We start from the raw sequence: 19,184 nt of genomic DNA on the forward strand, positions 1-19,184 counted from the left end.
ATTCTTCATTGAGTCTACATAAACTTGCCTTCTGATAAGAGGCGACAGAGCAAATGTTTCAGAAAAAAAGAAGAAAAAAAGAGAGTTTACTGACCAGCTTTATTCTGCATCGAGTACCTTCTGGCAAGTGACCCGGCAGTTTCGATCTCGCTTGGATCTTTATCATCCCTCAGACGAACAAATCTGGGGAAACGCAGTGCGTATCCTGCTGCATAATTTGTACTTCTCTGTAGTTCGGCATAGCCCACCTCAAAGACAACGTCAGGTTCAAACACAACCGTTTTGCCGTGTTCGGCAATTATTTTGTCCTTAAAGAGTTCGTAGAGTTCGGCAAGCATCGCGTCATCAATACCGGTTGCAACCCGGCTCAGCTCCAGCAGATCCCCGTTCTCATCCTGACAGGCAAGGAGAAACGATCCGAACATCTTCGCACGCTTCCCTTCACCCCACTCAGCTCCGGTAACTACGAGATCGATCGTGTCGACTTCGGGCTTGATCTTAATCCAGAGTTTTCCGCGGTTGCCGGGGAGATAAGGAGAGTCAATAACCTTCAGCATGATTCCTTCATTGCCGTCGTCGAGAGCGGCATGATAATACCGCTCAATATCTTCGGGTGAGTTGCTCACCATCTGAGGGGCAACAAACTCCTTCATCACGGATTCGAGAATACGCCGCCGTTCTGACAGCGGTTTATCTATCAGTGTCTCTCCGTCGCAGACAAGAATGTCAAACACCCGGGGCTGCATACTGATGGCCCCTGCAGCCTCGGCAACATCATGCTTTCTTCGGATTCTCCGAAGGACGGTTTGGAACGGCATCGGTTTTCCATCCTGCATCGCAATAACTTCGCCGTCGATGATGACATCGTGATTTGTTGCGGCTGCCAGAAGTGCCACAACGTCAGGGAGGGATTTTGTCATCTCCTCAAGACGGCGGGAGTAGATCGCGGTTCTGTCCCCCACTTTGTGAAACTGGAATCTGCTGCCGTCGTACTTGTTTTCCGCAGCAACAGATCCGTGCGTCTCAACCATGCCAACAATTGAACCAGCCTGGGCAAGCATCATCTTGACCGGCCGGAAGGGAGTGATGTGGACTTCAGCAAGTGCTGACGGATTGGTCTTTGCTAAAAGTGCCACCTCGCCGAGATCGTTCAGCGCCTGATGAGCATGTTCAACAGTTTCCTCAGGAACCGCGAACCCTTTTGCAACCGCTTCCCTGACAACACCTTCACCGACACCGATACGCATCTCTTCCAGCATCAGCCTGGCAAGATACCTGCCTTCAAGAGGGGACGCGTTGGAAAACAGATACTGGGCGGAACGCATCCGTTCCTGCTGGGATTTTCTGCCGGAGGTGTTTGCCATCTGCACAAACCGCGAGTGCACGTCAAGCAGTTCAAGCTCTTCGGAGAAGAACATCGTCTGTTCCCGCTTCTCCAGAAGTCCTTCGACAACTCTGCCGGTATCGCCGGAACTGTTGATGGCTGAAACTACCGTTTCCCGTTTTTTGCCGATAACGTAAGCAAGCGCTTCATACAAAAGTCCGGGACCAAAACCGAGTTTTTCGGCCGACCAGTCTGGGAAAATTTTCCCGCGGGAAAATCTGACAAAAATCGGGAGGTCGTCTGCTGATAGGGTTGGAAACACCTCGGCTAAAAGATCAGCCATGGCAAGACGCGAGGAGGTTTTTTCTATGGTATCACAGAGCTCTGCGAATTCACGAAACAGCATGATATCTACCTAAATTCTGAACCGGACAAGCCGCTGCTCCCGGTATCCGGTGAGTTGATCGCTGACAAAAATCTGTGCACCTGATTCGCCTGCGGCATCCTCAGCAGACTCGCGGGCAAGGTTTGGACGGTTGTAGTTCTCTGACAGATGGGCGAGGGCGATCACCCCGACCTCGTTTGCGAGATCTGCCACAACCGCGGAGGAGTCCTCGTTGGAGAGATGGCCGTCGTCGCGGATGCGGTCTTTGAGATACCGCGGGTATAACCTCAGAACCTGCCGGTTGCCGCAGCAGTTTGCGCCGCATCTCCGACATTCTCCGCATTCAGGGAACCGGTCGGTCTGCATGGCCGGGGAGCAATAGTTGCTTTCCAGCACCACCGCATCGCATTCGCGAAGAATGTCAAGCATTGCAGGCGTCACCTCATGCGTGTCAAGGCAGACGCCGATGCGGGACTCGCCGTCGTCGACGACAAAACCCGAAGGCTCTGCTGCGTCATGATAGGTTCGAAACGCGGTGATGCTCAGACTTCCAAGCGTAGACGCAATTTTATCACGGCACTGAACAAGTTCGGCAGACTGCGGAACAAAACCTCCGCGAACTGATGCATCAAGGGTTCCTCCGGTTGCATAGATCGGAATATGCATCGCTTTCACAAATGCTTTTGCCGAGCGGACATGATCGGAGTGTTCGTGCGTGAGGCAGAGCGCACGAACGCGGGTCGTATCCAGACGAAGGTCTTCGAGCGTACGCTTCAGATACCCGACGCCGGCATCAACCACAATCGCATCCGTATCGTTGCCGATGTAGATGCTGTTCCCTTTGCTTCCGCTTGCGAGCAGCACGCACTCCATTGTATACTCATTGGTGCTTCTCAAAGAAGAATCTGCAGGCTGAAGGCATGCGTTCCGTTTTTCCGTGGGCGTAGCTACGAAGCAGTGAGCAGAGCTCCAAACATCATCACAAAATCACGAATAAAAAAAAAGATTTGGAAGGGATCAGAGTTTAGATCATATCCTCTTCGCCGGTATCCGGCCAGCAGGTCACACCCTTGCTGTTGGAAATACTCTCCGGCGTGAAAATTGGCTCTTCAACACCGTTTGCCTTCTGATCGAAGTAGTCTTTGAGTGCCTCAAAGGCATGCTTACTGAGAATCAGCAGCACTCCCATGTTGAAGATACCCATCAGTGCCTGGAACGTGTCTGCCATATCCCATGCAAGACCCATCGACATCATGGATGCAACAAACACCATGGCGACGATTGCCACACGCAGGATGACGATTGCCTCCTTACGCTGGGTAATGAACTTCGCGTTTGCCTCACTCATCGAGTAGTAGCTGATCAGACTGCTGAATGCGAAGACCAGCATAAAGATTGCAATCACATATGGACCTGCCGCACCAAGGAACGTTGAACTCATTGCTTCCTGCACGAGAACTGCGCCGCTTGACGGGATGTTTGCATAGTCAGGGTAGGCAACGTTGGTGTAGATAAGAACTACAAATGCAGTTGCGGAACAGACAACCAGCGTGTCAATTAACACACCAACTGACTGGATAAGACCCTGCTTGACCGGGTGCTTCACATGTGCCGAGGAGGAAACGTTTGGAATCGAACCGATACCAGCCTCGTTGGAGAAGACACCACGCTTCAGACCCCACATGATAGCAGCACCAATTCCTCCGCCCACGAATGCCTGTACACCAAAGGCGTAGGAGAAGATGGTCTCGATAACAAGGGATACCTGAGTAAAGTTCACGAGAACAATCACTGCACAGAGGATCATCCACAGCATTGCCATTGCCGGCACCATCCACACAGATGCTCTGGCAACACGCTTGATACCGCCAAAGATGATGACTGCGGCAAGCACGGTCATGATAACTGCAAAGACGAGCTGGTCAGTGCCGAATGCATTGGAAAATGCAATGGTTGCCGTGTTGGCCTGGACACCAATAAACATCAGACCGTACGTGAAGATAATTAAAATCGCGATAAAGGCAGCGAACTTCGGCTTGCCCAGACCGTTTCTGATATAGTATGCCGGACCTCCGTGGAAGAGTCCGTCCTCTTTCTTCTCTTTATAGATCTGACCAATCGTACACTCGACGAAACTGGTCGCAGCACCGATAAAGGCGAAGACCCACATCCAGAACACTGCTCCCGGACCTCCGGATACGATAGCAACCGCCACACCAGCGATGTTACCGACACCAATACGGGCACCCATACTGACACAGAATGCCTGGAAGGAAGAGATGGTCTGTTTACTTCTTTTTTCTCGAATACCGGTAAAGGCGAGTCTACACGCCTCACCAAGACGGTTCAGCTGAACACCATTGGATTTGATGGTGAAGTATAGACCGATACCGATCAAAAATACAAACGCAAGATACCAAGCGTAGGTATTTATGACACCGTTAACCGAAGTAACGGCGTCATTGAGCGCCTCCAAAAAACTCATGCCTTAAATGTTTTCTTATTGTGACATAAATACGTATGTATTTCATATTTGCCTTAATAATCGCACAAAAAAGTATTTAGAAGGAATCCATGGAGATTCCGCCGAAATCTTCGGACTTGACCGGCGTCGTGATGCCGAATGCGGACTGACCGGCCCACGGTTCAAGAGAGTTGGCGGATTCTGCCATATAATCCAGAATGTCGATGGAGAGTTCGCGTTTTTCTTTGCTTGCACGCATCTGTTCCATCAGGAAGCGCATCTTTTCAGGACTTTCTCCTCTGAGTTTGGCAAGCGACATCACACACATGTAAATGCGGGTAAGATTCCTGTCAGTACCGGTGATGGTATCGAAGAATGCCCGTAAGACCTGTGCCTGATACACCTCGCTGCCCATAGTTACTCTACCTTTGCATCTAAAAGATAATATAGGTTACCGTTATTTTGCCGTGCTGACAATCCTGATGACATCGCCGGTCTTGAGTTCGGTACTGTCTTTGATCCGCATTTTGGTGCGGGCATCGACCGCATACAGGAAACCGTTGCCGATATCGGTGTGGACTTTGTATGCAAGGTCTTTGGGAGTGGAGCCTTTTGGCATCAGGAACGCATCAGGAAGCACGACACCTTTTGCATTGCAGTATTTGCCGTCATCCTCTACAGGGTAGACAACAATCATGCCGATCTCATCGAAGACAAGTTTGTTGAGAGTTTCCTGAACTCCGGTGCTGCCAAGTTTTTTCATGTTCTCCGCAATCATGGTGAGCGCTTTTACCTGATTTGCGGAAAGTTTTGCACCTTCAATTGGGGCAAAGGTTTTGTCGCCCGGGAGATAACGGAGAAGTTTTGCCTGTGCTGCGGACTTGAGTGCCAGCTCTCCTGCGGCAATAGTCGGGACTGCGCCGAGTTCAGCCAGGGAAGCAAGGTTTGCTTCAGGTGCCTGATCAGCTTTGTTTGCTGCAAGGATCATGGGCTTTGAGACATAGAGAAGGACCTCGCACATCTTTTCGATGTCCTCAGGCGACGCCTTTGCAAGGTTGATGCCGGTTTCGTCAACCGCCTCACGGATCTGAATTGCATTGATGCGAAGTCCGGCAAGAGCTCCTGCAAGGAGATCGATTAAGACCTGTTCTTTGCCCTGTGCCTGCCGGACAAGTTTTGCGAGATGTTTGTCAACGATACCTGCCATCCACATGGCAAACTCGTACTTCAGGAACGCGACATCCTCGCGTGGATCGCGTGTTCCGATGTCAACCGGGTTTCCTTCAGCATCAGTACTGCCGGAGGCGTCAACGACCTGAATGATACCGTCAGCTTCACGGAGATTGTCGAGGAACTGGTTGCCAAGACCGCGGCCGAGATGGGCGTCCGGAACGAGCCCTGCAACGTCAAGGAGTTCGACCGGAATAAACCGGACGCCGTCAACGCATGAGGTGCAGTTGTCAATGCCAAGCTCTTTGCAGGGGCAGGGAGAACGCACGTAGGCAACACCTTTGTTTGCGTCAATCGTGGTGAAAGGATAGTTGGCAATCTCTACGTTTGCGAGGGTGAGCGACTTGAAGAAGGTCGATTTCCCGCAGTTTGGTTTTCCGGCAAGGGCAAGAAGAAGCATTTTTTAATTCACCTGAAGTATTTTTTCAGCAGAGTCCGTGTCCGGTATTTTTTCTGCCGGTATCTTTGAGATATCTGTAGGTTATGCAGACAGATGTATCTTTTGTACTTGCAATGGTTAACGGGGCACGGGATTTTTGGTAATATCTCTCAATCATTTATCTAATAGATGCATATGAGATGAGTATGAACGTCAAGTATCGGATGCCTTCACTTCCATTATTATTTGGATCGATTGTTCTGTCGTTTGCGGCAGCCGCTGCCGGATCGCTGGTGACGATTACCGGTACCGGATCATGGTTTATGACAGAGCTGATAAAGCCCGAATGGCAGCCCCCGAACTATCTGTTCGGTCCGGTCTGGACGGTTTTGTACTTCCTGATGGGAATTGCCCTGGCATTTGTTCTTGCAGAAGGAATGAAACGGCGGGATGTGCAGATTGCGACTGTGGTGTTTCTGGTACAGCTTGTTCTGAATGTTTTGTGGTCGTACCTTTTCTTCGGCTGGCATCTTCTTGGTGCAGCAGCGGCAGAGATCGTTGTCCTCTGGATACTGATTGCAGCAACGATGTGGCTGTTCTACAAAATCAGGCCGGTTGCTGCATATTTACTGATCCCGTACTTAGCATGGGTGACGTTTGCCACGTATCTCACAGTAGTTATCTGGATGCTGAACTGAAAATATCAGTTCAGCTCCTGCACTTTTTTCAAAACCTCTGCTGCATGACCACGGGCTTTGACTTTGTTCCATGCGGCAAGAATTTTTCCCGACCCGTCAATGATGAATGTGCTCCGGTCAACTCCCATGTACTCGCGGCCGTAGAGTTTTTTCGAAATCCAGACGCCGAGTCCTTCGATGGCAGCATGATCTGGATCAGAGAGGAGAGGGACGGTGAGCTCCTGTTTTTCGATGAACTTCTGATGACTTTTCACGCTGTCCTGACTAATGCCGTATACTTTGACACCGAGTGTGGTAAATTCCGGCAGAAGGTCTGAGAACTCCTTTGCTTCAAGAGTGCATCCCGAGGTGTTGTCTTTTGGATAAAAGTAGAGGACGGTGAGTGCAGACCCGTCAGGAAGGCAGACCTTGTTCTCTGAAGAGTCCTGAATGCAGAAGGGTGGGATCGTGTCGTTTACACCAAGTGACATGATTCTCTGTTGGAGAAGAGAAAGGATAAAGCGTTGGTTTCCGGCGGAGTTAGATGAACAAAACACTGCAAAAGAAGAATCAATTAGGAGTCTTATAGTTTAGTTAAAGAGCCGTTGGAGGGACTTGAACCCTCGACCTGCTGATTACGAATCAGCCGCTATACCGCTAAGCCACAACGGCACAGAAAATGTGCTTTAACAAATTGAGTGTAAAACAATAAATAAGTTATCCGCCTCTCTTTGGGAGAGGCCGGAGAAAACCGGTTTTACGAGTACCCGCGCAGAGTAAATCCATCCGATGCTGAGTCCTGAGAAGCGGCGGATGCAATTGAACCGAACTTTTCCTCATAATCATTCACACTCTTTTGCAGAGCCATCAGCAGTTTTTTTGCATGCGTTGGGCTGATGGAGACGATCGCCTTTGCCTTTGCCTGATTCACTGCCGGTAGCTGGTGAAGAAACATCATTGTAAACTCATCATCTTTGAATGCAATCTGAATCATATTGCTGTAAACCGGATCAAGATTCTGGGGAATCTGGACATTAATCTCATTACCCGTCATAAAACTATAATACTATAGGCATGGATCTTATCTTATAGACTTGGGTATGACCTTGCCGCAAATCACGGTAAGCGAGCTGGTCAGATGCAGTCGCTGTCCGCTCCAGCTCTACCTTGCCAGATCAGATTCTCCCGAATTCATCGAACCGCACAGCTACAGCATTGCAAAACAGATTGCAGCACACCTCGGAGGTCCGTTGATCCTTGAAGAAATATGGGATGAACTGACAACGGTCCGCCCGGATGCCGGGGACGCCGAGTACCAGCTGCTTGCATCAATGATTGAAGCCTGCGACAAAACAGACTGGCAGACCGCAGTTCGGACAGATGTTATCGTTTCCTCGGAAAAATACGGTATCACCGGTCGTGTTGACCGGCTCTTTGACGACAGCTTCGCAGTAGTGAAGAGCAGTGAAGCACCGCCAAGCGGCATTTATGCGAGTGACCGGCTGCGTGTTACGGCTTACGCACTCTGCCTGGAAGAGGAGTACAAAAGATCATTTACCGGAACGGTTGAGTATCTCGGCTCAGGAACAATTCGCCGTCTTGGTCCGACAACGCCTTCGGACCGGCGGGCATTTCTTGCTGCACTCAGAGCCGCGGAAAATATTTTCCGGGGAGAAATTCCAAAACCTCTTCGCGGCAGCCGCTGCCTCTCCTGCGAGTATCATGAGCGGTGTAAAGAGACCGAACATCCCAGATCGCTCTTCGACAAACTCTACCGCCGAGGCTGAGGGTTTGCATTTTCGTATGAAGAGGTACGCGGCGTGATATCTGCAAAAAGATCTTATCTCCTTTTTTTCAGAATACATACCACAGACACTGGGATACCTACATAACCAGTCACAACAGACAACTTAAGAGAAAATTTTGAGAAGGACACGCATCATGACCTCGGTACTCTCTGAAGACATTCTTGAAGAAATACTCAATACCAAACAGAACGAAGTGCAGCTTCAGGCACTCAAGTTCCCCAATTACACAAAAACCGAGATCACAAAAGCCCTGCAGACCCTTCGCGACCAAGGCCTCATACACCTCGGCGAAACAACCGTCAGCCTCACCGAAAAGGGAGCGGAAAAAGCCGCGCTGGTCGCCAGAAAACATGCGGTCCTTGAAACATTCCTGACCGATGTCTTGGGAAAACAGCCGCAGGAAGCATCCCGCGAAGCATGTATCCTTGAACACAACATCTCCTCAGAAACCATCGAACGGCTTGACAGTTTCCTTGACCAGAGAAAACCAGAACAGGCAGCTCCTGCAAAAACCGCCGAGTACACCAACCATAACAAACTCACCCGCAAAAATCCGATCGTCCCTCTTGCTGAGTGTCCAGAAGGATCCCTCCTGCACGTGGCAATGATTCGCTGCTTTGCCAAGCACAGCCGGCTTGTCGATCTCGGCGTAATCCCGGGTGAGCTTATCACCCTTCGGAGAAAACTCATCAACAACGCAGTGGTCATCACCGTCAAAGGCTGCGACATCGCACTTAGTCCGGAGGTATCAGCCAACATCATGGTGGAGCGGTGCGAAAATCCATGACCCCCCGCGCTGTACTGATCGGTAACCCGAGCGTGGGAAAATCCCTCATCTTCAATCATCTCACCGGTCTTGGCGTAGAGGTCAGCAACTATCCGGGAACCACTGTCGGCGTCATGCAGGGAACAGTACACTATGGCGACGGTGAGTTCAATCTCGTCGACCTCCCGGGCATCTACTCCCTTGCTGGCTACTCGGTCGAAGAGGAGATGGTACGCGAGTACCTGCTCACTGAAGAGATCAGTCTTTTAATTGCAGTCCTTGACGCAAAACATCTTGAACGAAATCTGTATCTCCTGCTTCAGGTAGCTGAGATGAAAAAGCCGCTGCTGGTCATCCTCAACATGATGGACGACGCAGAAGCTGCCGGTAAAATCATCGACGCAGAAGCTCTGGGACAAAAGCTCGGCGTACCGGTCATCCCGTCGGTCGCAACCAACGGAAAAAATCTTGACGAAATTGCAAAAGCTGTTCTCAAAGGAGATGTCCCTGCCTCATCAGTTGTTATCCCCTATGATCATCACATCGAGGCAGCGATTCACAGCCTGCAAAAGTATTACGGAATCAGCCAGCCTGAAGCGCTGTGGGCACTGGAAAATCTCAATGTCAGGACGATCACACCGGAGATTCATGAAAATGCTCTCATCATCTCTGGAGAGATTGAGAGCCGGCATATGATGTCGCCGGAACAGATAGTTGCGGCAAACCGTCACAATCTTGCAAAACAGATAGCGGCATCCGTTACCAAAGATGCTCCGCCACGCAGACGCCGCGATCTGGATGAGCTTTTAACCCGCGGTTTTCCGGGACTGCCGATTCTTATCATCATCATGGTCTCAATCCTATTAATCGTCTTCACGCTCGGAGGCATTCTGGAAGAGATCATCGTCACGCTGATGACAACCTACATCGCCGATCCTTTTCATGCGCTGAATCTGGATCCGCTTGTGGACACGGTTGGCGGCGCAGTTATCCTTGCGCTGATGTCGGGTCTCGGCATTGCGTTTCCGTACGTTTTCCTTTTCTATCTGTTCATCTCAGTGCTGGAGGACACCGGCTATCTGACGCGGGCGGCATTTCTTGCTGATCGCTCGATGCATAAACTTGGTCTGCACGGTCAGGGACTTATTCCGATGGTGCTCTCGTTTGGATGCAGTGTTCCAGCAATTATGAGTACACGTCTGCTTCCAACAAAACGGGAACAGTTCATCGCATCCGTCCTTGTGACTATGCTTCCGTGTTCGGCCCGGACTGTGGTCATCTCAGGAATTGTCGCGTCGTTCATTGGTTTTGGCGCGGCGTTTTCGATTTATGTTATTGTGTTTATATTAGTGTTCGTTGTGGGATGCATTCTTTCCCGGGTCACGCCCGGCGAACAGTTCGGTATGATTTTAGAGATGGCTCAGCTGCGAAAGCCTGTCGCTTCGCACGTACTCCGCAAATCATGGACACGGGTCCGCGAGTTCATCTACATCGCAATGCCGCTGCTGTTGGTGAGCAGTATTTTCCTCGGACTGTTTGAGTATTACGGACTTGTGCAGATGTTTGAGGAGTTCATCAATCCCTTCTCAACAGCAGTCCTCGGACTGCCGGGCTTTGCGTTCACGGCACTGATGTTTGGTATTCTCCGCAAAGAGATGGCATTTGAGACGCTGGCGGTTATGGGGGGAACAACGGATCTGACCTCGATTCTTTCCACCAGCCAGCTCTACATCTTTGCCCTGGTCTGTGCCCTGTTCATCCCTTGCATCTCAACGATCGCAGTTCTTATGCGGGAGATAGGTGGCCGCCGTGCTCTGATGATCACGGTTTTCACGCTCTGTCTCGGACTCGGGGTCGGGGCTTTGGCGAAACTGATTCTGATTGGGTGAGGGTGGAGAGATAAAACGCGAATGACGCGAATCGCAGGCCTTCGGCCTGCTTACCGCTTCGCGCTATTCGCGTTTCATCACGTTTCATCACGTTTCAGAATTTTATCCTGCCAAATGAACAAAGCAACAGGATAGGAATACCTCATAACTTCAGCAACCCAACAAATATGCAATGCTGACATTCATCGGACTCGGACTCTGCGACGAATATGACGTCTCCGTACGGGGACTGGAAGCAATCCGCAAAGCCGACGCGGTATTTCTGGAAGTGTACACCTCGGTATTAACCGGCACCACCTTTGAGCGGATGGAAGAGTATTACGGAAAAAAGATCATACCCCTCTACCGCGAGGACGTCGAACTTCATCCTGAACCAATTCTTGACGCGGCCGCCGCTGGTGAAGCTGTTTTTCTCACCGCAGGAGACTCCATGGTCGCAACAACCCATGCAGACATCCGCATCCGTGCTGCCGAGCGGGGAATTGCCACGCGAATCATTCACGGCTCATCCATCACCACCGCGGTCTGCGGGCTCTCGGGCCTGCAGAACTACCGGTTCGGAAAATCCGTCTCGGTACCGTTTCCACACGGCAAATGGTTTCCCATGACGCCAATTGAAGTCATCACCGAAAACCTCTCCCACAACCTCCACACCCTTGTCTTTCTGGACATCCAGAAGGACAAAGAGCGGTACATGAAAATTTCAGAAGCAGTTGACCTTCTTGAAGAACAGGCATCACGAACTGGTGCAAAAATTCCGCTCTACATAGGTATCGCCAGAGCAGGCTCAAAAAACCCTGCCGTTCACGCGGGAAACGCAGACGAGATGCGAAACTTTGACTTCGGCAGTCCGCTGCATGTCCTCATCGTTCCCGGAACCCTGCATGACATCGAACTCGAATATCTCCGGAGGTTTGCAGGGCTGTGCTGATAGAAACCTACGGCGAAAAATATCAGACCGCAACAGCTGCCGCAGTTGTTGCTGTCCCCACAGACACCGCGCTTGGATCAACCGGTGCTGAGATACTTGAGATGGTATCCTGCTATGCATATGACGGCATGGTCTTCTATCGCAAAGGAGATCTGGTGAATGCCGCTGCCTCCTTTGCCTACGGATACGGATGGCTCGATGCCGGATGCATGCTCGGTTTTTTGAGCGGCACAAATTCCGCAGGACCGGATACCATCACAGAAAATATACCGGAAACACTTCGTGAACACCTCTCCGAAAAAACCGAGCGTTATCAGCGGATGCTCACCGAAGCCTCGCGCAGCATAGTGACTCTCCCGGATGCGGAAACACCGATGTATCCGGCAGCCGAAAAAATTCAGATCACTACATCAACAGAACTTGCCCGCGGCAACGAAATTTTACTCAAGCATGATGAGATCAATGCCCTCATGCACTTCTCCTATGGATACGGATGGCTGGACTGTGGTGTACGTTCCGGCCTGTTTGGCATTACCGGTGATCGGCACCTGTTTACCATTTAAGTTTGTTTTCGAAAAAATATTTCTTATTTTTGAGTGATTTCTACCAATTGCAAAATATTTTTGCAACAATGGGTAACTATTTAACCTCACAACTTAATGAATCAAGTGTACACAAAGAGGTGACAAACAAAATGTCTGATATCTACAAAAAAATGGTCGAAGAAGCGCTTGCTGCGCAGTATGCAGACGTCAATGTCCTCAAACAGAAGAGAGGGACGAAGTTCACCCTCGCTGATGCAAAACCCTATGTTGATGCAGTCAAAAAAATGACCGTCGCTGACGGCCAGAGTGCCGCAGTCATCAACCTCCACAAAGGATCAGTAAAAACCCACTTTGAAGTCCTATCAAATCTCACCGGTTACGTCAGACCGGAGGATGACCCGTTCGTCGAGCATTACCAGACGCCGGTTATTCTCGAAATCCTTTGCGACCAGGACAAACAGTTCGCAAAGAGCATGGAAACCTTTGCAGACTGTATCAAGAAAAATGAAAGCATCGTCGGACGCGAGGCAGCACGTTGTTACGCAGGATTCTATGGACCCAGCTGTGTCGTTGACTTTGCCCTGATGCCGGGATCCACCAGTAATGTGGTCAACCAGATTCTGCAAAAGACCGACATCCCAACGGATCACAAACAGGCAATTCTCGCCGCAAAATCATGGGGTATGAACACCTCGTACGGTATCGGCGACCTGTTCGCAAAGCGCATTGAAGCAGGCGACACCCTTGCCGAGGCCTCGGACAAAGAGGTAAAACAGCTGCAGGCACTCTACCAACATCCGGTCGCAGCACAGGTTGAGCTGATGAACAGCTCAGGAATGTCCTCCTTTGATCCAAAGAAATATATGGACAACTACCGCAAAGGAATAGAGACCTGTGTCAAGGCTGCAATTGATGACGGCGTCCATTATGGAAACATTGCCACAATTCCTGCATACTGTGTCGGCGACATATCCCACCACATCTCCCAGTCCACCTACAACATGTGTAAAGATGATGTGGTGATGGCTACGATTGAAGCGGTTACCGGTGTAATCGACAAGACCCTGCATGCAGCACTGCCTGACATTAAGAGCGGCTATCAGCTGCTTGATGTTGCGACCGGTGCGTCTGCAGTGGCAGCAGAGTATCTGCTGGAGATGGACGGATTCAACGCTCCCATGATCGTAGACCTGCTGACCAAACGTTATCACAATCTGGTAATGATTCGTCCGACCAGAGGCGCAGCAGCAGAACTGCACAACTGCGATTTCATGGACATGATCTATCGCGGATGGAAAATCCTCGACAAGGCGCAGCGTGTAAAGAACGGTTCAGGAAAACCGCTCGCCGCACGTTCGGGTGGAATGCTTATCGATCTGTCACCGATCCACGAGAATGAGGTTCTCATGAATCCGCAGCGCTATGCATACCCCGCATGCGCTATCACGGTGCGTGCGTCTGCACTGATGCGTATTGCAGACTATCCATGTCTGCTGACAAGCGAGCCGATTACGGCAACCATGATGACCAACATCATCGCACTTGACAAAGGAACCCCCGCAGCTCCGGCACGTGCCTGTAAGAGCTGCGCAACGGCGTGTCTGGTAGGCTCCCGCCACCAGTACTGCCAGTATCGTGAGGCTGTATAAAAATGAAATGCTATGTGTGTGAACAGCTGGGTGTCGATCGCGAAGCGACCGGTATCTGTATTGTTTGTGGAATGGGGCTATGCACTGAGCACATGATTCGTGCTGATGTGTCTGTATGGGAAGGGGGATACCCCTTCCCGGCGAAGAAGCTGAAGAAGCCTATTCCGCGGATTCTTTGTCCTGAATGCCACAATGCACTGAACGGGTGATGATGGTATGGAACTTGTGAAAAGAAGTATTGCCGAACTGGTGGGGACGATGCTCCTTGTCTTTATCGGCTGCGGTACGGTCTCTGTCCTGCTGATGCTTGCAGCAGGAACGCCGACAGCTACACCGTTTGACATCGGTATCGGTGCGCTCGGCGGTATGGGAGACTGGCTTGCGGTCGGTGTGGCATTTGGTATTGCTGTAGCGGTTGTTATCTACACGCTCGGCAGAGTATCTGGTGCCCACATCAATCCGGCAGTCAGTATTGCTCTTTGGTCGATCAAAAAGTTCCCGACCAAGGACACAGTTGCCTACATCATTGCCCAGTGTATTGGTGCAGCGATCGGTTCAGCCCTGTTCCTGTTTATCGCAGGTCCTGACGCTCTTGCTATCGGCGGGCTTGGTGCAACTGCACCATTCCCGGGAATCAGCATCTGGCAGGTACTGGTTGCAGAGATTATCGGAACATTTGTTCTGATGCTGGCAATCATGGGCGTTGCTGTTGACCAGCGTGCGACTCCTGGGTTTGCAGGACTCGTGATCGGTATGGCGGTTGCCGGTGTTATCATCGCAATCGGAAATATTTCCGGCGGTTCGCTTAACCCGGCCCGTACGTTTGGTCCAGATCTTATCGCTACGATTATGGGTGGATCAACTGCACTGGTCACGACGTTCCCGGTCTATGTTGTTGGCCCTATTGTCGGTGCAGTCCTTGCAGCATTCTTCTACAAGTATGTCGCAGGACTTGACGACAACTAAATTTCTTTTTTTTGTCATTCCCGCAGTATTGATAACCGGTCAGGTTTCATACTACTACCAGAAAACCGGGTGGTGATAGACAATCCATGAAATGGTACTTTAAGCTGATACTCCCTGCATTATTTGTTCTTGGCTGGGAGATCGCGGCAATTCTGATAAATAATGCCTATATTTTGCCGCGGGTGGAAAACGTTCTGGCAGTTTTTGCTACACCTTTTGCTGATCTTTTCGGCTCCGGCAGTCTGGTAGATAATTCGCTGATTAGTATTTACCGGGTATCGTTAGGATTCATTATCGCGTGTATCATTGCTGTTCCGTTGGGAATTCTTCTCGGGCGCTACAAACTGCTGGAAGAGTTTTCAGATGGAATGATTCAGATCCTCCGGCCAATCCCTCCGATGGCGTGGGTACCACTGTCCCTTGCATGGTTTGGCATTGGTCTTGGATCTATTGAGTTTATTATCGTTATCGGATGTATTTTCCCGATTCTGGTCAATACCATCGAAGGTGTTAAGCGTGTCAGAAAGAGTTGGGTCGAGACCGCCCGCATTTATCAGGCAAGTGAAGTCCAGGTCCTGACCAAAGTTATCGTGCCTGCGGCAGGCCCTGCCATCTGGAGCGGTCTTCGGGTTGGCTTTGGCATCGCCTGGATGAGCGTAGTTGCAGCTGAGATGCTGCCCGGAACGGTATCCGGTCTTGGTTATATGATCATGTACACCTACAACTGGGGTCAGGTTCAGATCGTGATTGCCGGTATGATCGCAATTGGTATCATCGGTATTGTGATGGATCAGTTTTTCCAGTATGTGCAGAGGAAAAAGTTCGGCTGGGAGGCGCTTGACAAATGAGCGACTATGACAAAGTCTGGGTGCGGGTCAATCACGCAACAAAGAAGTTCGAGACGCGGAAAGGAACGGTTACTGCTCTTGAGGATGTGAATCTTGAGATTCATGACGGAGAGTTTGTCTGCCTTTTGGGTCCGTCCGGCTGCGGCAAGACGACACTGCTTCGGATGATCAGCGGTCTTGACATCCCAACATCCGGCGAGATCACAATCGATGGAAAAGTCGTGAACGGTCCTTCACCGAAGATGACAATGGTGTTTCAGGAGTACTCACTCTATCCCTGGCGTACGGTTGCCGAAAATGTGGGCTTCGGTCTTGAGATGACCGGAGTTCCTGCCGAGCAGCGGAAACTTGAGGTGGAGAAGCAGCTGAAGCTGGTGGGGCTTGAGGCATTTGCCGACAGTTATCCATATGAGCTTTCGGGAGGAATGCGTCAGCGTGCGGCTGTTGCGCGCGCTCTTGCAACTGATCCCGCGGTTATGCTGATGGACGAGCCGTTTGGCGCTCTTGATGCCCAGACCAGAAACAAGATGCAGCGTGAGCTTCTGAACATCTGGCAGGCGACAAAAAAGACGATTCTCTTTGTGACGCACAGCGTCGATGAGGCAGTTTATCTCGCCGACAGGATTGTAATTCTCACGCCGCGACCGGGCCGCGTGCATGAAATCGATACGATTTCCCTTTCGCGACCAAGAGATAGAACGAGTGTTGAGTTTGCCCAGTACCGTAAAAAAGTTCTGCATATGATTGAGGAACTGGAAACCGGCAATCAGAACATTTAATAGGATTTCGACCAAACATGATTAGCACATTTAGAGAGCGAGGAGTTATTTGACATGGTAAGAAAACCAGCAAGAATGTACCGCAACCTTGCCAAGAAGGCATACTGCCGCCGTGAATACATGGGTGGTGTGCCGGGCGTAAAGGTTGTACAGTTTGATATGGGTAACCTTTCAGCCGAATTCCCGGTTGCAATTCACCTTGAAGCACTTGAGGCATGCCAGATCCGCCACACAGCAATGGAAGCGGCACGTATCAACATGAACAGACGCCTGATGAAGGATGTCGGAAGAAGCAACTTCCACCTGAAAATCCGCCCCTACCCGCACCACGTTCTCCGTGAACACAAGCAGGCAACCGGCGCAGGTGCAGACCGTGTGTCTGAGGGTATGCGTCTTGCATTCGGTAAGGCTGTTGGAACTGCAGCACGTGTTTCACCAAGACAGCGCATCTTTACTGTCTGGACCAGCGAGCAGTACATTGATCAGGCAAAGGACGCACTTCTGCACAGCGGATACAAGCTGCCCACGCCAACCCGCATTATTGTTGAGAACTAAGCCAATCCCGGCTCTCAATCAATACCATATTTTCAATTTTCTCTGATTCTTTTGTTGTTTTTGATTTTTGATATCGTTGTAGCTCCGCCGCTTCGTCGATCCGCCCACGGAAAAACGGAAAACACAGAAATTTTACGGAAATAAAAACATCACGGAGCAGACGTGAACAACACGGAATTTTAAATTATTTAGAATAGGACTTACGCGGTGTGGTTCTCCGTGCATTTTTGCGAAGCAATGAGCAGGCCGAAGGCATGCGATTTCATTTTTTTCCGTGAAGCTCTGTGTGCTCAGTGCATTCAGTGGTTACTCTAAGTGAGGACAAGGACAGAAAAATCTCAAACGATGAAACTCATCACCGCGTAACTCCTATTAGAAATTACAAAATACGAGAGCCTTGTACACGATTTATCCTGAGTATATTTCCGTGCTGTTCACGTCTGCTCCGTGATGTTTTTCCGTGAAACTCCGTGTTTTCCGATATTCTGTGGGCGGAGCTACAACGATATCTCAAGCGACAGTCTTAACCTGTTTCTTCTGCAATATACTTTTACATGAATTCTCTGTTGTTTGAACGCCTTGCCTCAGCGGTTGCGGAGGCTACACGCGATGCGGAGATTTTTCTTCCCTCAGACGTTGAGGCTGCACTGAAAAATGCAGCTGAGGCGGAGACGAGTCCGGTTGCCCGCGGCGAGCTTGCGAATATTCTGGAGAATCTCAATAAAGCAAAAAGCCTCTCGGTCCCCATCTGCCAGGACACAGGAATTCCGGTGGTGTACCTGACCGTGCCGCCAACAGTTCCGGTAACAAAGGAGCTCTATGACGCAGTTGCCGAAGGAATTCGGAGAGCAACAGTATCGGTGCCGCTCCGGCCAAATGCGGTGGACCCGATTTCTCGGCACAACAGCGGGGACAATACGGGCGCAGGACTGCCGCCGATACACATCCTGCCAGGGGACACACTGCGGGTGACGGTGCTGCCGAAGGGAGCTGGCTCAGAGAATATGTCGCAGATCAAAATGATGCTGCCCTCGCAGACCGCGGAGATTCCGAAGTTCGTGGTGGATGTGGTCATGGCGGCAGGTGCAAGACCCTGTCCGCCGATTGTGGTCGGGGTTGGTATTGGCGGAACATTCGACGGAGCGGCAGCGCTTGCCAAAGAGGCACTGCTTGAACGAATTGATGTGATGGATGCATATGAACAGGAGCTCTGCGATGCGATCAATACGCTCGGCATCGGCCCGATGGGACTTGGCGGCGACACGACGGCACTCGCGGTGAAGGTGAAGCGCGGATTCTGCCACACGGCATCACTGCCGGTCGCGGTAAACATTCAGTGCTGGTGCTGCCGGCGCGGCATTCGGGAGGTGGAGTTGTGATTCACCTGACGACTCCGCTGGGTGCGGAGGTCCTGGACTTGAAGGCAGGAGACCGCGTACTGCTATCCGGCACCATCTACACGGCACGTGACGAGGCGCATCTGAAGATCCGTGAAGATGGTTTTCCGTTCGATCCGAACGGGGCGGTCATCTACCACTGCGGTCCGGTCGTGGACACGGAAAAGAACGTGATTGTTGCAGCAGGCCCGACAACATCCGCACGAATGAACTCGCTGACCAGACCAATGATTGATGCAGGAGTGCGGGCGCTGATCGGAAAAGGCGGGATGTCTGCTGAGGCACGCGAGGCGCTCTCAGGCAGAGCTGTCTACTTTGCATTCACGGGAGGCTGTGCCGCACTCGCGGCGTCTTGTATGGAGCTTGCTGCCTGCCATTATCCTGAGCTCGGCATGGCAGAGGCGGTCTGGGAGATTCGCATAAAGGACATGCCGCTTGTGGTGGGCATCGATGCGCACGGCGGCGATCTGTTCGATGATGTTGCGAAGTCTGCGGCTGAACGATACCGACAGCTGCACTGGGAAAAATAAAGTTGGTTATCTGAATTTTTTTTACTCGGCAGGTGTAGTATGCATTACCTGTCGTGTTTGTT

The 19,184-nt window shown here is 50.9% G+C and carries 22 protein-coding genes and 1 tRNA gene; 14 read left to right on the forward strand and 9 right to left on the reverse strand.

Going from position 1 to position 19,184, the window contains the following annotated elements:
- Window positions 1-86: 86 nt before the first annotated feature.
- From McpAg1_RS07415 to McpAg1_RS07440, 6 genes are all read right to left on the reverse strand, one after another.
- Entirely contained in the window at window positions 87-1,730 is a 1,644-nt protein-coding gene (locus tag McpAg1_RS07415) for an ATP-dependent DNA ligase (RefSeq protein WP_338094673.1), read from the reverse strand.
- A gap of 9 nt (window positions 1,731-1,739) precedes the next feature.
- Window positions 1,740-2,582: an MBL fold metallo-hydrolase gene (locus McpAg1_RS07420; RefSeq protein ID WP_338094674.1), complete on the reverse strand. Its 843-nt coding sequence runs from the start codon at window positions 2,580-2,582 to the stop codon at window positions 1,740-1,742.
- 151 nt (window positions 2,583-2,733) lie between these two features.
- A complete protein-coding gene (locus McpAg1_RS07425; RefSeq protein ID WP_338094675.1) occupies window positions 2,734-4,194 on the reverse strand; it encodes an alanine/glycine:cation symporter family protein in 1,461 nt (486 codons plus the stop codon).
- A 76-nt stretch (window positions 4,195-4,270) separates the two neighbouring features.
- Window positions 4,271-4,588 (reverse strand): hypothetical protein, encoded by a 318-nt coding sequence (locus McpAg1_RS07430; protein WP_338094677.1) that lies wholly within the window; start codon window positions 4,586-4,588, stop codon window positions 4,271-4,273.
- Window positions 4,589-4,630: 42 nt separating this feature from the next.
- Window positions 4,631-5,803 (reverse strand): redox-regulated ATPase YchF, encoded by a 1,173-nt coding sequence (locus McpAg1_RS07435; RefSeq protein ID WP_338094678.1) that lies wholly within the window; start codon window positions 5,801-5,803, stop codon window positions 4,631-4,633.
- Window positions 5,804-5,828: 25 nt separating this feature from the next.
- Window positions 5,829-5,960, reverse strand: a complete 132-nt coding sequence (locus McpAg1_RS07440) for a hypothetical protein (protein ID WP_338094680.1) — start codon at window positions 5,958-5,960, stop codon at window positions 5,829-5,831.
- 28 nt (window positions 5,961-5,988) lie between these two features.
- Here McpAg1_RS07440 and McpAg1_RS07445 point away from each other — a divergent pair, with 28 nt between their 5' ends.
- On the forward strand, window positions 5,989-6,480 hold the full coding sequence (locus tag McpAg1_RS07445; protein WP_338094681.1) for a TspO/MBR family protein: 492 nt from the start codon (window positions 5,989-5,991) through the stop codon (window positions 6,478-6,480).
- Window positions 6,481-6,485: 5 nt separating this feature from the next.
- Here the strand turns inward: McpAg1_RS07445 and McpAg1_RS07450 are convergent, their stop codons facing one another.
- The 3 genes from McpAg1_RS07450 to McpAg1_RS07460 all read right to left on the reverse strand — a co-directional run bounded on the left by McpAg1_RS07450 (window position 6,486) and on the right by McpAg1_RS07460 (window position 7,513).
- A complete protein-coding gene (locus McpAg1_RS07450; RefSeq protein ID WP_338094682.1) occupies window positions 6,486-6,950 on the reverse strand; it encodes a peroxiredoxin in 465 nt (154 codons plus the stop codon).
- Between the two features lie 109 nt (window positions 6,951-7,059).
- Window positions 7,060-7,131: transfer RNA gene (locus tag McpAg1_RS07455), tRNA-Thr, on the reverse strand.
- An 85-nt stretch (window positions 7,132-7,216) separates the two neighbouring features.
- On the reverse strand, window positions 7,217-7,513 hold the full coding sequence (locus tag McpAg1_RS07460) for a DUF3467 domain-containing protein (protein WP_338094683.1): 297 nt from the start codon (window positions 7,511-7,513) through the stop codon (window positions 7,217-7,219).
- 46 nt (window positions 7,514-7,559) lie between these two features.
- Here McpAg1_RS07460 and McpAg1_RS07465 point away from each other — a divergent pair, with 46 nt between their 5' ends.
- From McpAg1_RS07465 to McpAg1_RS07525, 13 genes are all read left to right on the forward strand, one after another.
- Complete coding sequence (locus McpAg1_RS07465) at window positions 7,560-8,246, forward strand: CRISPR-associated protein Cas4 (RefSeq protein WP_338094684.1); 687 nt, start codon at window positions 7,560-7,562, stop codon at window positions 8,244-8,246.
- Between the two features lie 154 nt (window positions 8,247-8,400).
- Window positions 8,401-9,054, forward strand: coding sequence for a metal-dependent transcriptional regulator (locus McpAg1_RS07470; protein ID WP_338094685.1), 654 nt, complete (start codon window positions 8,401-8,403; stop codon window positions 9,052-9,054).
- Window positions 9,051-10,922 (forward strand): ferrous iron transport protein B, encoded by a 1,872-nt coding sequence (feoB, locus tag McpAg1_RS07475; RefSeq protein WP_338094686.1) that lies wholly within the window; start codon window positions 9,051-9,053, stop codon window positions 10,920-10,922. Before McpAg1_RS07470 ends, feoB begins: the two co-directional genes overlap by 4 nt.
- 172 nt (window positions 10,923-11,094) lie before the next feature.
- The gene (gene dph5, locus McpAg1_RS07480) at window positions 11,095-11,853 is read left to right on the forward strand and encodes a diphthine synthase (protein ID WP_338094687.1); all 759 of its coding nucleotides are present in this window, start codon (window positions 11,095-11,097) and stop codon (window positions 11,851-11,853) included.
- Window positions 11,847-12,416, forward strand: a complete 570-nt coding sequence (locus McpAg1_RS07485) for a DUF357 domain-containing protein (RefSeq protein ID WP_338094688.1) — start codon at window positions 11,847-11,849, stop codon at window positions 12,414-12,416. The genes dph5 and McpAg1_RS07485 overlap by 7 nt, the downstream gene beginning before the upstream one ends.
- 131 nt (window positions 12,417-12,547) lie before the next feature.
- Window positions 12,548-14,047, forward strand: coding sequence for a DUF2193 domain-containing protein (locus McpAg1_RS07490; RefSeq protein WP_338094689.1), 1,500 nt, complete (start codon window positions 12,548-12,550; stop codon window positions 14,045-14,047).
- A 2-nt stretch (window positions 14,048-14,049) separates the two neighbouring features.
- Entirely contained in the window at window positions 14,050-14,256 is a 207-nt protein-coding gene (locus tag McpAg1_RS07495; protein WP_338094690.1) for a DUF2180 family protein, read from the forward strand.
- A gap of 7 nt (window positions 14,257-14,263) precedes the next feature.
- A complete protein-coding gene (locus tag McpAg1_RS07500) occupies window positions 14,264-15,013 on the forward strand; it encodes an MIP/aquaporin family protein (RefSeq protein ID WP_338094691.1) in 750 nt (249 codons plus the stop codon).
- 86 nt (window positions 15,014-15,099) lie between these two features.
- A complete protein-coding gene (locus McpAg1_RS07505) occupies window positions 15,100-15,861 on the forward strand; it encodes an ABC transporter permease (RefSeq protein ID WP_338094692.1) in 762 nt (253 codons plus the stop codon).
- Window positions 15,858-16,640: an ABC transporter ATP-binding protein gene (locus tag McpAg1_RS07510; protein ID WP_338094693.1), complete on the forward strand. Its 783-nt coding sequence runs from the start codon at window positions 15,858-15,860 to the stop codon at window positions 16,638-16,640. Before McpAg1_RS07505 ends, McpAg1_RS07510 begins: the two co-directional genes overlap by 4 nt.
- Before the next feature lie 54 nt (window positions 16,641-16,694).
- Complete coding sequence (locus tag McpAg1_RS07515) at window positions 16,695-17,195, forward strand: 50S ribosomal protein L16 (RefSeq protein ID WP_338094694.1); 501 nt, start codon at window positions 16,695-16,697, stop codon at window positions 17,193-17,195.
- 554 nt (window positions 17,196-17,749) lie between these two features.
- Window positions 17,750-18,574, forward strand: a complete 825-nt coding sequence (locus McpAg1_RS07520; RefSeq protein ID WP_338094695.1) for a fumarate hydratase — start codon at window positions 17,750-17,752, stop codon at window positions 18,572-18,574.
- The gene (locus McpAg1_RS07525; protein WP_338094696.1) at window positions 18,571-19,122 is read left to right on the forward strand and encodes a FumA C-terminus/TtdB family hydratase beta subunit; all 552 of its coding nucleotides are present in this window, start codon (window positions 18,571-18,573) and stop codon (window positions 19,120-19,122) included. Before McpAg1_RS07520 ends, McpAg1_RS07525 begins: the two co-directional genes overlap by 4 nt.
- Window positions 19,123-19,184: the final 62 nt, after the last annotated feature.

Source organism: Methanorbis furvi, from assembly GCF_032714615.1.
Classification (GTDB): domain Archaea; phylum Halobacteriota; class Methanomicrobia; order Methanomicrobiales; family Methanocorpusculaceae; genus Methanocorpusculum; species Methanocorpusculum furvi.